This window comes from Vibrio olivae (assembly GCF_042428525.1).
Lineage (GTDB): Bacteria > Pseudomonadota > Gammaproteobacteria > Enterobacterales > Vibrionaceae > Vibrio > Vibrio olivae.
In genome coordinates this window covers 15,481-30,415 of the sequence record NZ_JBHMEP010000002.1, presented here as the reverse complement: position 1 = coordinate 30,415, position 14,935 = coordinate 15,481, and the positions used below count along the sequence as shown (strand labels likewise).

11 protein-coding genes are annotated in these 14,935 nt (G+C 47.4%); 5 read left to right on the top strand and 6 right to left on the bottom strand.

Features of this window, described 5'->3' with window-relative positions; translation table 11 throughout:
* Positions 1–43: 43 nt before the first annotated feature.
* Complete coding sequence (locus ACFFUV_RS10045; protein ID WP_390192023.1) at positions 44–2,920, bottom strand: FAD-binding and (Fe-S)-binding domain-containing protein; 2,877 nt, start codon at positions 2,918–2,920, stop codon at positions 44–46.
* Between the two features lie 425 nt (positions 2,921–3,345).
* Between ACFFUV_RS10045 and ACFFUV_RS10040 the strand changes: the two genes are divergently transcribed.
* Together ACFFUV_RS10040 and ACFFUV_RS10035 are read left to right on the top strand one after the other, a co-directional pair.
* Positions 3,346–4,398 carry a polysaccharide deacetylase family protein gene (locus ACFFUV_RS10040; RefSeq protein WP_390192020.1) on the top strand — a complete coding sequence of 351 codons (1,053 nt, stop codon included), beginning with the start codon at positions 3,346–3,348 and terminating at the stop codon, positions 4,396–4,398.
* A 168-nt stretch (positions 4,399–4,566) separates the two neighbouring features.
* A complete protein-coding gene (locus ACFFUV_RS10035) occupies positions 4,567–5,334 on the top strand; it encodes an NAD(P)-binding domain-containing protein (RefSeq protein WP_390192018.1) in 768 nt (255 codons plus the stop codon).
* 94 nt (positions 5,335–5,428) lie between these two features.
* On the opposite strand, the gene ACFFUV_RS10030 is transcribed toward ACFFUV_RS10035, so the two are convergent.
* Positions 5,429–5,926 carry a phenolic acid decarboxylase gene (locus ACFFUV_RS10030; RefSeq protein WP_390192015.1) on the bottom strand — a complete coding sequence of 166 codons (498 nt, stop codon included), beginning with the start codon at positions 5,924–5,926 and terminating at the stop codon, positions 5,429–5,431.
* 136 nt (positions 5,927–6,062) lie between these two features.
* Here ACFFUV_RS10030 and ACFFUV_RS10025 point away from each other — a divergent pair, with 136 nt between their 5' ends.
* Both ACFFUV_RS10025 and ACFFUV_RS10020 read left to right on the top strand, forming a co-directional pair.
* Complete coding sequence (locus ACFFUV_RS10025) at positions 6,063–6,938, top strand: LysR family transcriptional regulator (protein WP_390192013.1); 876 nt, start codon at positions 6,063–6,065, stop codon at positions 6,936–6,938.
* A 63-nt stretch (positions 6,939–7,001) separates the two neighbouring features.
* Positions 7,002–7,559: a DUF3750 domain-containing protein gene (locus ACFFUV_RS10020; protein ID WP_390192010.1), complete on the top strand. Its 558-nt coding sequence runs from the start codon at positions 7,002–7,004 to the stop codon at positions 7,557–7,559.
* Between the two features lie 38 nt (positions 7,560–7,597).
* On the opposite strand, the gene ACFFUV_RS10015 is transcribed toward ACFFUV_RS10020, so the two are convergent.
* Positions 7,598–8,596 carry an arabinan endo-1,5-alpha-L-arabinosidase gene (locus ACFFUV_RS10015; protein ID WP_390192007.1) on the bottom strand — a complete coding sequence of 333 codons (999 nt, stop codon included), beginning with the start codon at positions 8,594–8,596 and terminating at the stop codon, positions 7,598–7,600.
* 536 nt (positions 8,597–9,132) lie between these two features.
* Between ACFFUV_RS10015 and rarD the strand changes: the two genes are divergently transcribed.
* Positions 9,133–10,104, top strand: a complete 972-nt coding sequence (gene rarD / locus ACFFUV_RS10010; RefSeq protein WP_390192005.1) for an EamA family transporter RarD — start codon at positions 9,133–9,135, stop codon at positions 10,102–10,104.
* 64 nt (positions 10,105–10,168) lie between these two features.
* Here the strand turns inward: rarD and gcvP are convergent, their stop codons facing one another.
* From gcvP to ACFFUV_RS09995, 3 genes are all read right to left on the bottom strand, one after another.
* Complete coding sequence (gene gcvP, locus ACFFUV_RS10005; RefSeq protein WP_390192003.1) at positions 10,169–13,030, bottom strand: aminomethyl-transferring glycine dehydrogenase; 2,862 nt, start codon at positions 13,028–13,030, stop codon at positions 10,169–10,171.
* 126 nt (positions 13,031–13,156) lie between these two features.
* Positions 13,157–13,537: a glycine cleavage system protein GcvH gene (gcvH, locus tag ACFFUV_RS10000; protein ID WP_390192002.1), complete on the bottom strand. Its 381-nt coding sequence runs from the start codon at positions 13,535–13,537 to the stop codon at positions 13,157–13,159.
* A 32-nt stretch (positions 13,538–13,569) separates the two neighbouring features.
* Positions 13,570–14,865 carry a serine hydroxymethyltransferase gene (locus ACFFUV_RS09995; protein WP_390192001.1) on the bottom strand — a complete coding sequence of 432 codons (1,296 nt, stop codon included), beginning with the start codon at positions 14,863–14,865 and terminating at the stop codon, positions 13,570–13,572.
* Positions 14,866–14,935: the final 70 nt, after the last annotated feature.

Below are 14,935 nucleotides of genomic sequence, written 5' to 3'. Positions count from 1 at the left end.
ACCTTTAGAGCCAAAAGAGCGACTTAGCGTATTTCGTGCGTATTTAGGGGCTTGTTGTTACTTTTGTTTTTGTTGCTTCATCCACTAAATAAAGAATCGATTGATAACAAATACCGCTATGATACGTGAGGCCCAGTTCGCAGGTTAAACTGTTGCTAAATCCGCGAGTGACTTGCTTTGGGGTTTGGTGTTTAAGCGGTGCAAGCGCCGCGGCATTCAGTTCTGGTGTTATCAGTCCTTTATCGCCTGCCCAACCACAACAGGTGATATGCTCGGGAATAATCACCTCTTGAGCGCAGCGTTTTGCCAGCGTAAGCATGCTGGCTTCTAACCCCATCTTCTGGCTGCTACAAGTCACATGCAGCATCACGGTTTCTTCAATTGGCTCAATGTCCAAAAGAGGGAGTAAGTACTCACATGTAAATTGGGCCGGCTCGTAAATTTTCATCGATTGAGAAAACTGTTCGAGGCTGTGTTTCACACATGGACTGGTGTCGATCAGCACCGGATATTCACCTTGGCGACTCGCTTGCCACAACGCTTTTTGTAACTGCTGGGCTTTGTCGCTGGCTAAGTCCTGCTTGCCTTTGCTATCAAAGGGCATGCCGCAACAAAGTTGGTCAACATCGCGTGGAATAATCACATCGAACCCCGCTTTTTTTAGTACAGAGAGGGTCACTTCGGTTAACGATCGCGTGTCTTTTTGCTGGCGATGATTTCCCATTACACGGCTGCTGCACGAGGGCATATACACCACTTTCCGATGAGTGGAATTGGCAGGGGTTTCAGGTTCACTGACCAGAGCAAAGTGATTGCCCTTCGGTAAGTCAGCGAACCAGATCGGGGTTTGGTCCTGAGTACGTTTACGAAGCGCTAAGCTCCACTTGTACAACGTTTGGTCGGAGCCCCATTTGTTGATTTGATACTGCGTACTCAAGCCTATCTTCGCCAACCGAGTAACTGCTGAGAAATGTTTGGCGCTCCAACGCGCAATTACGCCATTTTTCGGCGCAGTTTGAGCGCGCAGTTGTTTGATTAAATCACCGGTATTGATGTTTACTGGGCAGCGCTCGGCGCATAATCCAGTTGCTGCGCAAGTATCGATACCTTGATATTGAAACAGTGCATCGAGATCTTGAACGCTTTGTTGCATGTGCACACGATGCTGGCGCTCGCGGTGCAGAACAATACGCTGACGAGGCGACAAGCTGAGTGACCGCGAGGGACACACGGGTTCACAAAAACCGCATTCAATGCAGGCATCTATCAGCGGGTTGGCGGGGGGAATGGGCTTTAAGTGTTTTAGGTGACACGTTGGGTCGGCGTTTATCAATACTCCAGGGTTAAGAATCCCCTTGGGATCGAACAGCGTTTTGATTTTTTGCATCAAGGCGTAACCTTGAGGCCCCCACTCCAGCTCGACATAAGGTGCCATATTGCGCCCAGTACCATGCTCGGCTTTAAGCGACCCTTGGTATTTGACGGCGACTAATTGGCTTAGGTCTGTCATAAATGCGCTGTAGCGCTCGACTTCAGACGCCAAGGCAAAACTCTGCGTAAAGACAAAATGCAAGTTTCCATCTAATGCATGACCAAAAATGATCGCCTCATCGTAGCCATGTTGAGTGAGCAGTTGCTGAAGCTCGCGCGTGCCTTGCGCCAGTTTGTCGACCGGAAAAGCGACATCTTCGATGATTACGGTGGTGCCTGTGTCTCGCACTGCGCCGACCGCTGGGAATAAGCCTTTGCGAATATTCCATAAATGTTGAATGACGTCAGCATCTTGGGTAAAGGGCACTGAGGCTTTAAATTCAAAGGCCTGTAATGCTTTGGTTACCTTGTCACAGTGTTGAGCGAGTTCATCACAATTGCTACCTTGCACATCGATAAGTAAAGCGCAGGCATCGAAATCCAGTGCGGCGATAAACTCTGGCATATTCGGTTGATGGGCAATCGAACGCAGTGATCGTCCGTCCATTAATTCAACCGCAGAAACCGGGGTCGAAGCGAGCGCGGTCACGGCTTGGCTCGCGGTTTCAATATCGTTAAATACCATCAGGCTCGTCGCTTTGTGCGGACAGTCTTCGATAGTGTTATAGGTGATCTCTGCAATAAACCCGAGCGTACCCTCAGAGCCGACCATCAAATGCTCGATCACTTCAATTGGGGTTTGGTAGTCAACTAAGGCGTTCAGCGCATAGCCTGTGGTATTTTTAAGGCGATATTTATGAAAAATACGCTGGCACAGTTCTGGATCGCCCAAGGTCTCATCACAAAGCGTTTCAAGTTGCTCGATAAAGTGTGGATGTTGCTGCTTGAAGTCGAGAATACTCTCGCTATCTCCAGTATCCAGTAAGCTGCCATCACTGAATACGATTTTCATGCTCTCTACGGTCTTATACGTGTTATGTGCCGTCCCACAACACATGCCGCTGGCATTATTGGCAGCAATTCCGCCAATCTTGCAACTGTTGATCGAAGCCGGATCTGGGCCTATTTTCCGCTGATAAGGCGCTAAATAGCGATTGGCATCAGCACCGATGACACCCGGCTGTAAGCGTACTTTACGGCCTTGTTCCAGAACACGGTGTTCTCGCCAATCGTCAGTGAGCGTTATAAGAACCGAGTCGGAGATTGCTTGCCCTGACAAACTGGTTCCTGCCGCGCGAAAGGTAACCGCGACGTTAAGTTGGTGGCATGATTTCAAGCAAAATATGACTTCCTGAATGTTTTTTAGCCGTACGACCATTTTAGGGATCAAACGATAAAAACTGGCGTCGGTTCCGTAAGCAAGGCATAAATCAGGGTTGGTAATGATGCGAGAGGGAGCGATGACACTGAGTAATTGTTGGTGAAGCTGTTGGTAAGGACGGGGGGCTTCATGATGCGACATTGTGGTTTCCTTATCGTCTGTCGCCATTATCGGGATGTTGGCGTACGGCAGCTAGGTATTTGGTTTCACTTAATATTAGTCTTAGCACATCGACAAAAGAGTGAAGGTCAAGCTCACGAACTTGTGATGTGTCTCCATGCTTAGCTTTAGAGAGTAAGGATAGTGCTCGCTTTTACGCTAACAGTGGTCAGTCAATCGTGTAAGCGGCAAAATGTATTGAACCAATGTGTGAATAACGGGTGTCCGTCGGCCATTTGTCGAAAAGCCTAAGAAGAGAGCATGTTCGCTCAGCGTTTGTTTTTTGATGTTGGAATCAGATTGGCTTTTTTATGCCTTGTTGATTGTCGCCATTTTTTATGCACTTAGAATTTACGCTTTGACTGAGAGCGCATCTTAAACTTGCTATGAGAGTGAGTTGGCGCAGTTAATTGAATTTGCAGTGGGAGAGCATGGTGCCAAAATACATTGGATTGATCGTATCGTTAATCAGTGGGAGCGCGGCTGCCGAATCACTCAATGTGCTTCTTTATCACCATGTGGCGGATGACACGCCATTTTCTACCTCGACCACGGTGGCTGATTTTACCGCTCAGCTTGATGATTTTGTCGAGAAGGGCTATCAAATCGTCAATCTAGAGCAGGCGGTTGCGAGGATCCGCGCAGGAAAACCGTTAGCCCAAAAAAGCCTGGCTCTGACGTTTGATGATGGCTTTTCTTCCGTATGTAAGAATGCCTATCCCGAGCTTAAAAAACGCGGTATGCCGTTTACTGTCTTTGTGACGACTGACCCGATCGATCATCATTACCCAAGTTATTGCACCTGGTCGCAACTAAAAGAGATGGCACAAAATGGTGCGACCATTGCGAATCATACCCGCGATCACGCGCATTTGGTGCGTGGTGCGTTGAGTGAAGCGCCTTGGCTGACACGGGCGCAAGACAATATTTCTCAAGCTCAGCAACGAATTGAAAACAAAATTGGTCAGACGTCGGCGCTGTTTGCTTACCCTTATGGTGAATACAATAACACCTTAAAACAGTGGCTTGATGTGCAAGGGTATATTGCTTTTGGTCAGCAATCTGGCTCGATAGGTACTACCAGTGATTGGCAAGCTCTACCTCGGTTTAATGCCGCTGGGCATTACGCAACGCCAAAAGCGCTTAAACTCAAAATTACGGCCTCTCCGCTCCCCGTTGATTACCAGCAATTGCCTGATCCTTTAACGCAAAATACGCAACCAGACTTATCGGTCAAAGTGTTGCCTTCCAAGCGTGTCTATTACCCTCATTTACAATGTTTTCTTAATGGTCAGGCAATTGATGTGGTTTGGAACTCATCACAAACTCAGTTCTCAGCAACACCGCCTAAGCCGCTTACCCAAGGACGGCATCGTTTAAATTGCACGGCGCCGCACCGTCAAGGGACGCCATATTACTGGCTATCTCAGCAATGGATTGTAGTGCCTGAGGCACTTGAAGGTAATAAACCAACACCAACGGGTTAATCGGTTTTCCTCTGTTGACTGAATGTTTTAAGCCACCGTTCGGTGGCTTTTTTAGGTAAGTGGTTCCACTGCGAAATATGACAGCGTGCAGGCAGTTTGTTAAGGTCTCAATAAATAACAAGCGGGCAAAAAGGTGTTTGATCCCGCCAACAACAAAGCGAGAATGGAATGAGAAGAATTGGCATATTGGGTGTTGGAGAGCTCACTGAAAAAATCATCATCGGTATTTTTAATCACAATCCGATGGCACGTATTTATCTATCGCCAAGAAACTTTGTTAAAGCTCAAAGGCTTGCGAGCCAGTATCCTTGTGAAATCATGCCAGACAACCAAGCGGTCGTGGATAAATCGGATGTGGTGATCATTGGTGTGCGCCCCGAGTCGGTGGCGACGCTCGCGTCGGAAGTCACCTTGCAGCCTGAGCAAACGTTGGTATCGTTAGTTGCCGGTATGCCGATCTCTAAAATTCAGACTCTATTTTCCCACTCGCAGTGCATTCGAGCGATGTTGACGTATGCCGCAGAGCACAACAGTACAACCGTGGTGGTGGCGCCAAGAAATGACGATGTGGAAGCACTGTTTGCGCCGCTAGGCGAGTTGGTTTCTTTGCAAACCGAGGCAGAGTTTGAATTGGCGACTGTCAGTATGTGTATGAATGGTTGGTATTACTTCCTCGCCAATGAAATGCAGCAGTGGCTTGAGAGCAACGGCTTAAAGCCTGAGCACGCTCGTGCTCTGGTTGTCGGTAATCTACGTGATTGCGCCGCCTACGCTACGCAAAATGCGCCGCATTCGTTGAAATCGCTTGGTGAGTCCATCGCAACCTCGGGAACGTATACTGACCAAGGGAGGATAATGCTTGAACAATCGGGAGCGTTTGAGGCGTGGAAGCAGGCCAGTGAGCGTATTTTAAGCCAGCTCAAAGCACAGAAATAGTGGTTAAAATGATGAAAAGGCGAGTCAGAGACTCGCCTTTTTTACTGTGGAAAGGCCAATTGTTAGCTTAAACGCTGGGGTTGGCGCCGAAAGGTTAAAGATTCTCGGGAAAATCTTTGGGCAATTCACTGGCTGGGCAGTTGATGACCTCTTCGTTATTTTGGCCACAATCTCGTACAAAGGTAATGGTGGCAAATTCATCAATCACTTCTGTTGGGTACGCTGGGCCCGCATCGCGATAAGCTTGCATTTGAGGAATAAAGTCATTTTGGAAGCATACCGTTTTTTCAGGGTTGTTGATTATCCAGCGTGGGAAGAAAATGGTGCCGTGGAACACTTTATCCGCCAAGTTAATGATTAAGCTCACATCGGTACCGGTTGGCTCTGTCCAAGAAATTTTATACACATCGCTGGCCACGCGAACTAAAAACATGTCTTGATGTTTTACCCAGCGGTTACCGACAATCCCGCTGTGGATACGATAATCCATCGTATGGTCATTTTTGACGTAGATTTCATAATTCCAGCCATTGTCGTATGTGTAGACTAGGTGTTTGCCAACAATCCCGCTCAAATCAGTTTTATCAAACATAGTGGACTCCTTATTCTTGTCAGTTTTTCGTCTGCGTTTGTTTTCGAACTGTATTTACTTTACCTCGATATTTTTTATATAAAAGTCGCTATTTTTGATGTTAAATATAAAAATATTTTATGTTTTTGGAGGCGGGATGTTATCGACAACGCTTGAACAGTGGCAATTGCTGCGCACGGTGATTGAAGAAGGCAGCATTGCCAAAGCAGCCAAGAAATCATTTCGCAGCCAGCCTGCAATCAGTTATCAATTAAATCAGCTTCAGCAAAGGCTAGGGATCGAGGTGCTCGAGTTACAAGGCCGTAAACTGGTACTTACCCTCGCAGGTAAGCAATTACTCGACCAAGCCTGCTTGCTACTTGATGGGTGGCAAGACCTCGAATCAAAAGCGATGTCATTGCAAAAAGGGGAGCGGGCTGTGATTAACTTAGTGGTCGATAGCTTGTTTTCGAAGTCACGTCTATTTGAGGCGTTGAAGCGCTTTAATCAGGAACACCCCAATACGCATATTCACTTAAAAGAAACGGTGCGTGATGAAGGGCATATTTTACTGAGCCAGAATGAAGATGATGTGTATGTCATCAGCCTAAAAGATCAGCGGGCGGGCGAGCGAATTCCGGTTGCTGAAGTGACATTTATGCTGGTAGCGCACCATCAGCATCCTATTTTTGAGGTGTCAGAGGCGCTTCGAGAGAGTCAGCTGAAACGTTTTCCAATGATCCAAGTGGTGGATCGCTACCATCAACAAACGGCAAACCAGCGTCAGTATCAAGAATCATGGTTTTTTACTTCTCTACCGTCAGCGATTGATGCAGTGGTGAACAATTTAGGTTGCGGCTGGTTGCCACAAAGTGAAATTGAATCTCATCTTGCTGACGGCACGTTGAAAGTCATTAGTCGAGAATCCCGCTTTACTCGGGCAACGTCACTGTACTTAATTAAAAGTGAACAGGTTCGCTACGATATTTGCGTTCAGGCTTTAGCGGATGCTTTACAATTTCCTGAAGTATAAGGGTTTAAAATTATTTCGGCTTTTTGATACAGTGGAATGATTCATCGATTTAGGAGTACTAGAATGACAAAGAAACTCGCATCGACACGCCGATTGCTCCGAGGATTGGTGATTGGGTTAGGTGTGCTACTGAGTGGCTGTACTCAAAGTGATTGGCGAAGTGCTAGCAGGGAACCGGCCGGTATTGCGCCTGATCCCAGTGTCGATAAGCAAGCTGTGATTGAGTTTTATGCCGCGGATGCATTTAGTTGGCGTGGGTGGTTTGCAGTGCATACTTGGCTCGCTATCAAACCCGAAAATGCCGATGAATACACGGTTTATGAAGTCGTCGGCTGGCGAGTGGATCGCGGCCAACCCGCACTTCATCATTACACTACGCCAACCCCTGATCGCTACTGGTATGGTGCGAAACCAGAAAAAGTACTTTCGATTCAAGGCGACAAAGCGGCCAACTTGATACCGAAGGTTCAGAGTGTAATTGAAGAGTACCCATGGGCGAACGAATATACACTGTTCCCCGGGCCCAACAGTAATACATTCCCTGCGTGGGTCGGGCAACAAGTGCCAGAGCTTGGTTTAGACATGCCATTTCGTGCGATTGGGAGTGGCTACGCTGATTAACCATGAAGGCGGCATCATGTGCCGCCTTCATTTTTTCGTCAATCTTGCATTAACTCCGTGGTATTGGTATTGAGGTCGTTGGGGTTAACAACGGGCCAACCATCTTGCCAATCGACATGCAAAATACGCAGTTTTTGGGTGCCATTATCTGCTGTTTCATACGCATGGAATACCATGTAATCTTCACCATCAAAGCTATAGACGGCATTGTGCCCCAATCCTGCCCAGTCTTGATCGCCTTCTAGAACCAGTGAACCGCCTCCTTCAAGCATCGACTTGCCGTTTTTATCGTAATAGGGGCCTTGCAACGTTTCACTGCGCCCGGCCATCAACTTATATGTGCTGTTGGTGCCTTGACAGCAAAAATCAAATGATGCGAAAAGATAATAGTAATCGCCTTTTTTGAAGATATAAGGTGCTTCAATCGGGTTGTAGGTGACACTAGGGCGCGTGGCTAGGTCATACCATTGGACAGGTTCTGCAAGACTTACCAGATCATCATTCAACTTAACCAGTTTCAACCCGCCCCAGAAAGAGCCAAAACTCATCCAAGGCTGACCTTTCTCGTCTTCAATAATCGCCGGATCGATCGCATTCCAATTGTCTTTATCAGGGTGCGATTGAATCACAATCCCTTGGTCTTGCCAGTGATAATTCGAGGCTTCGGGATTTAACGTCTCATTGGTCGTGACACCAATTGCTGACGTATTTTTTCCGAATGCAGAGACGGAGTAGTAAAGGTAGAATTTTCCGTCTTTTTGATAGATATCAGGCGCCCAGATATGACCGTCAAATTCAGGGGCGACAGAGCGAGCCCATTTTGGTTCGCTGCTGAAAATTCGGTCAGCGTAATGCCAATGTTCTTTGTCTGTTGATGAGTACATGGTAATGCCAGGCCCGGTGCTGAATACGTAATAGGTTCCGTCTTCCCGAGCCATGACAGGGTCGTGCACTTCAACTTGGGCAGCAGAAGCGGTGAACGTCATTAGTCCCAAACCAAATAGCAGCGCGAGTGATGCGTGTCGTCTTGTTGTCATTCTTAACCTTATGATTTTATTGGATTGCAAAGCCTTACAAAGCATCGAATATAGAAAACATGATGACGATTTACTCGGAGCGAACTCGATAAATTAAGCACAAACGATGACAGGATTATCAATGTCTCGTTTTGAGGACGAGTCACATAGATACAAAAGGACGGTGTGATGATTATCGAATAAACATAAAATAAACAAATGTTATTTCAACAATTACTAGTGCGTTATTCTGTCTTTAAAGGGCACTTTTGTTTGTTTTAAGTTAAATAAACTGATGTTGTGTTGTTTTTCTATCATTGCGGTTTGTTTTGTTATGAAAAGTCGAGTGAATTGGCTCGATATTTGTCTTTTAAATGAAAATTTAAATATTTAAGTTCTTTTAAAAACATATATTTATGTTTTTTATTTGATGATATCTCGCAATTGACATTTAGTGTACGAATCTTCTCTGGTTTACTTTTGTTTTTAAGCGACTACAATGCCGCTTCTTGTCTAAAAAAACATCATTATCAACGTTATTAAGAGAGAGTTATGCCATGCGTTTAGCGAACGTGATGGCGGCGTTAGCTTTTGTATTTTGGGGATTGACGCCGCTTTATTACCAGTTTCTCGCGCAGCCCGCTATGGATGAGCTATTGGCTTTGCGTATCATTGCTTCTGTGCCTTTATGTGCGTTGGTTGCGCTGATATTGACACGAGTGAAGCCACGTCTTTCGGCGATTTTAGCTGACCGTCGTTCGCTGCTGTTTAGCGTGACTGGCGCAGTAATCATCAATGCGTCTTCGTACATTTTTATCTGGGCGGTGGTGAACCATCAAACGTCCGATGCCAGTTTAGGCTATTTTATCAGTCCTTTGCTGTTTGCCGTGATTGGCTTGATCATGACTCGTGATAGGCTCTCTTCAGGCATGGTCGTGTCTTTACTGCTTGGTCTCGGTGGCGTGCTATTTTTGACCCTAGACTATGGGCATATTCCTTATGTTGCTTTAGGGCTAGCGGTGTTATTTATCTCCTACAGTTGGTGCAAAAAAAGCATCAGTTATGAGTGGCCGACGGCATTGTTGGTGGAAGCGTTAGCCATGCTGCCTATTGCGCTGGGTTATATGGTGTATAAATCGCAAACAGTGGGTAGCGAAGCGTTCAGTCACGGATTCGCCGAATTGGCTCTGTACGTTGGCGCCGCGCCCGTGACGCTTCTCCCATTGCTGTTTTATTCGCTGGCTGTGCGACGTGCCAAAATGACCACCATTGGCGTGATGCAGTACATCGAACCGAGTCTGCAATTTTTGATTGCAACCTACGTGCTTGGGGAGTCGTTTTCAAACGTCAAAATGATAAGTTTTGGTATGATTTGGCTCGGGCTTGTCTTTATCATTGCTGAGCAGATGATTCGTCGTTATCCCGCTTTGTCTGCGTTAAACCTGTCAAGTTACGAATCGTCAGGTGCCCATCTTGGCTTACCGACCGTCGCGATGATGCGCGAACAGTCTGCGATGGTGAAACATTAATTGCTGTATCCAAATCAAAAGCGAGCCAAATGGCTCGCTTTTTTCATTGCATAACTTGTTATGCTTATTGATAGCTTTCAATACTTGGGCAAGAGCAAATCAAGTTGCGATCGCCGTAAACATTGTCCACACGGTTAACCGTTGGCCAGTACTTCCAAGCTTTCGTTGCCGGTGATGGGAAACAGCCCAGTTCACGTGAATACGGGCGTTCCCAGCTTTGTTCTGCTAAATCGGCCTGGGTATGCGGCGCATTGACGAGCGGGTTGTTGTCCAGTGGCCACTCTCCAGCTTCAACTTTCGCCATTTCTTGGCGAATGGCAATCATCGCATCACAGAAACGATCCAACTCTTGAAGATCCTCTGATTCGGTTGGTTCTACCATTAACGTTCCTGCCACCGGGAAAGACATCGTCGGCGCATGGAAACCGTAATCCATTAAGCGTTTGGCAATGTCCTCTTCACTGATGCCGGTCTGCTCTTTGAGTGGACGAATATCGATAATGCATTCGTGCGCAACGCGACCTTGGGTTCCACGGTACAGAACGGGGTAGTGTGGGCGTAAACGCTCCATAACATAGTTGGCATTGAGAATCGCGACTTTGGTGGCGTCGGTTAGCCCCTGAGCCCCCATCATCGCAATGTAAGCCCATGAGATTGGTAAAATAGAAGCGCTACCAAAATCTGCGGCAGCCACGGCGTAGTCATTGCCTTCAATGCCATTTTCGATATGGCCTGGTAAGAAAGGCGCAAGGTGGGATTTGACACCAATTGGCCCCATGCCCGGGCCGCCGCCGCCATGTGGAATACAGAAAGTTTTGTGTAAGTTGAGGTGTGAAACGTCAGAGCCGATAAAACCCGGTGATGTTAGACCTACCTGAGCGTTAAGGTTGGCACCATCAAGGTACACTTGGCCACCCGCAGCATGCACCATCTCGCACACTTCTTTCACTTGTTCTTCGTAAACACCGTGAGTCGAAGGGTAGGTGATCATGATGCTTGAAAGTTGGTCTTTGTGTTTCTCTATTTTTTCGGCGAGATCATTGATATCAATGTTGCCGTTTTGGTCACACTTAACGACCACCACTTTCATTGACACCATCGATGCCGTTGCAGGGTTGGTGCCGTGAGCGGAGCTTGGAATCAAACATACGTTACGGTGGCCTTCACCTCGACTTTGGTGGTAGCGCTGGATGGCGATAAGCCCAGCATATTCACCTGACGCCCCTGAGTTTGGTTGTAGCGAGAAGTCATCGTAGCCAGTGATTTCACACAGTTTTTGTTTTAGATCTGCGGCCAGTGCGGCATAGCCTGCGGCTTGTTCACTGGGTACAAAAGGATGCAGAGCGCCAAATTCAGGCCAAGTGATCGGCAGCATTTCCGCTGCAGCATTGAGCTTCATGGTACAACTGCCGAGTGGAATCATACCGTGGGTTAGCGAAAAGTCTTTATTTTCCAGCTGTTTTAGGTAGCGCATCATTTGCGTTTCACTATGGTGCGTATTAAACACCGGGTGAGTCAGATACGCGCTAGTCCGACGACATGTTTCTGGAATAGCAGCCAATTCATTGGCGGCGATATCCGCTGAGAGTTCACTGATTTCTGCCGAGACACCAAATACGTTAAACAGCGCACTAATATCATCAGTGGTGGTGGTTTCATCTAGGCTGATACCCAGCTGACCCTTAAGTTTACGCAGGTTGATGTCCGCCTGCTGCGCTTTTTGATATAGGGACTCGGTATTCTCACCGCTATTGATGGTGAGCGTATCGAAGAAACTGTTATGCGCCAATTCATAGCCAGCTTTGGTGAGCCCTGCCGCGAGAATGGCTGTCATATGATGGGTGCGACGTGCGATGGTGCGTAAGCCTTCTGCGCCATGATAAACCGCAAAAAACGAGGCCATATTGGCCAGCAACGCCTGCGCGGTACAGATATTAGAGGTCGCTTTTTCGCGGCGAATATGCTGCTCGCGAGTTTGCATCGCCATGCGCAGCGCTTGGTTGCCTTTGGTATCAATCGATACGCCAATGACGCGGCCTGGCATGGTGCGTTTGTGTTTATCACGAGTGGCCATAAATGCGGCATGTGGGCCGCCGTATCCCATCGGTACGCCAAAACGTTGGGCGCTACCAATCACCACGTCGGCACCCATTTCTCCCGCAGGTTTGAGCAATGCACAAGCAAGAAGATCAGATGCCACCGCCACTAAGGTTTTGTTTGCTTGCGCTTTGGCAATTAAGTCGGTTAAGTCGCGAACTTCACCTGTGGTCGTTGGATATTGCAATAACGCGCCAAATACATCTCGCTCCGGCAGTGAATCACAGTCTCCAATCATGACGTTAAAGCCGATAAATTCGGCGCGAGTTTTTATCACTTCTATGGTTTGAGGGTGGACATCATTAGCGACAAAGAACACGTTGCTCTTGCTTTTGCCTGCACGTTTACACAGCGTCATCGCTTCTGCTGCAGCGGTGGCTTCATCAAGTAGCGAAGCGTTGGCGATATCCATACCTGTCAGGTCCATCACCATTTGCTGGAAATTAAGTAATGCCTCTAAACGGCCTTGAGAAATTTCCGGTTGATATGGCGTGTAAGCGGTGTACCAACCTGGATTTTCCAGCACATTACGCAAGATAACGTTGGGCGTGAACGTGTTGTAATAGCCTTGACCAATGAATGTACGCTTCACTTGGTTTTGTGAAGCAAACTGTTTCATGGCAATCAGCATATCGGCTTCGCTTTTGGCTTCAGCCAGTGTCATCGGGCTTTCAAGGCGAATTTGTGCCGGTACGGTTTGATCAATCAATTGATCCAAACTGGTGGCGTTAATGGTGTTGAGCATGGTTTGCTGGTCATCTGCATTGGGGCCATTGTGACGAGCAACGAATTCAGTTTGGGTGCTGAGGCTTTGAAGTAATTGTGTCATGATATCCTGTACCTTCTCGCAGCGCATTGCGCACTTAGAGGGCTAGCTGTTCTTTACATCGGTGTGAGTGTCACCACTCAAATCAAAAAAGCTGCCCAGTTAAAAGGCAGCTTATGTTTCAATGACTTATTCGTCTTCAATTGACGCGCTGTACTCTTCAGCGTCTTTTAAATTGTCGAGTTCGCTTGGATCAGACAGTTTGACCTTCACGATCCAACCACCTTCATAAGGTTCTTCATTGATAAGCTCTGGGCTATCTTCAAGCTCTTCGTTGATTTCGATGATCTCGCCTGTTACTGGGGCGTAGATATCAGACGCTGCTTTGACAGACTCAACGAGAGAAAAGTTTTCACCGGCTTCGATTTCTGCTTCAACTTCAGGTAAATCGACAAATACGACGTCTCCAAGCATTTCTTGAGCGTGTTCAGAAATACCGATAGTTACGGTGCCGTCGCCATTATCACGAACCCACTCGTGGCTATCTGTAAACTTCAGTGTATTGTCCATTGTGTTATCTCCAAAAATACATAAGTGAGGAATTATTGGTAAAGCGGAAAACGGCGACACAGGTCTTGCACTTGTTTACGAACTTGTTGTTCTATCTGTGCATTGCCTTGTGGGTGAGTGGTTAACCCATCCAACACATCTCCAATCCAGTTACCGATAAGTTTAAATTCTTCTAAGCCAAAGCCGCGAGTTGTACCCGCGGGGGTGCCCAAACGGATCCCAGAAGTAATCATAGGTTTTTCTGAGTCAAATGGGATGCCATTTTTATTACAGGTGATGCCAGCGCGCTCTAGCGCTTGCTCTACTTGGTTGCCTTTTAATCCTTTGGGGCGCAAATCAACCAACATGAGGTGGGTATCGGTCCCACCGGTGACGATGTCACAGCCACGCGCTTGCAAGACTTCAGCGAGTACTTTGGCATTGCTGACGACACCATCAATATAGCGCTTAAACTCTGGCCCTAATGCTTCACCAAAGGCAACGGCTTTAGCTGCGATGACATGCATCAATGGGCCGCCTTGTAAGCCAGGGAAAACTGCGGAATTGATCTTCTTCGCGATGGATTCATCATTGGTCAGAATCATTCCGCCGCGCGGCCCGCGCAGTGTCTTGTGTGTCGTTGTAGTAACTACATCCGCATGAGGCAGTGGGCTCGGGTGAGCGCCAGTGGCGACCAAACCCGCAATGTGCGCCATATCGACCATCAGCAGTGCGCCCACTTCATCGGCAATTCGACGAAACTGAGCAAAATCAATTTGGCGTGGAATCGCAGAGCCACCAGCGATGATCATTTTAGGCTGATGCTCGATAGCCAGTTCACGGACTTGTTGGTAATCGATTTCTAAAGTGTCTGGCTGCACGCCATATTGGATGGCATTGAACCATTTACCAGAGAGAGCAGGGCGTGCACCGTGAGTAAGGTGGCCGCCTGCATCCAGTGACATGCCTAAAATAGTGTCACCGGGGGAAAGTAACGCTAATTTTACCGCGCCATTCGCTTGAGCGCCGGAGTGAGGTTGAACGTTTGCGTAACCACACTGAAAAAGTTGTTTAGCGCGCTCGATGGCGATGCTCTCGATACTATCGACATGCTCGCAGCCACCATAGTAGCGACGAGATGGGTACCCTTCCGCATATTTATTGGTTAAGCAGGTGCCTTGGGCTTGCATAACTGCTTTAGAGACGATGTTTTCTGAGGCGATCAATTCAATTTGATCATTTTGGCGAGTTAATTCTGCTTGAATGCCTGCGAATACCGCATCGTCTGTTGCGGTTAACGACGTGGAGAAGAAGTGCTCAAGGTGATAATTTGAATATGCGTGATTCATTGATAACCTTCCATTCCTTGGTTTTATCGCTATGGTCAAAAAAGGTGAATCGACCACACGTCCTGCTCAA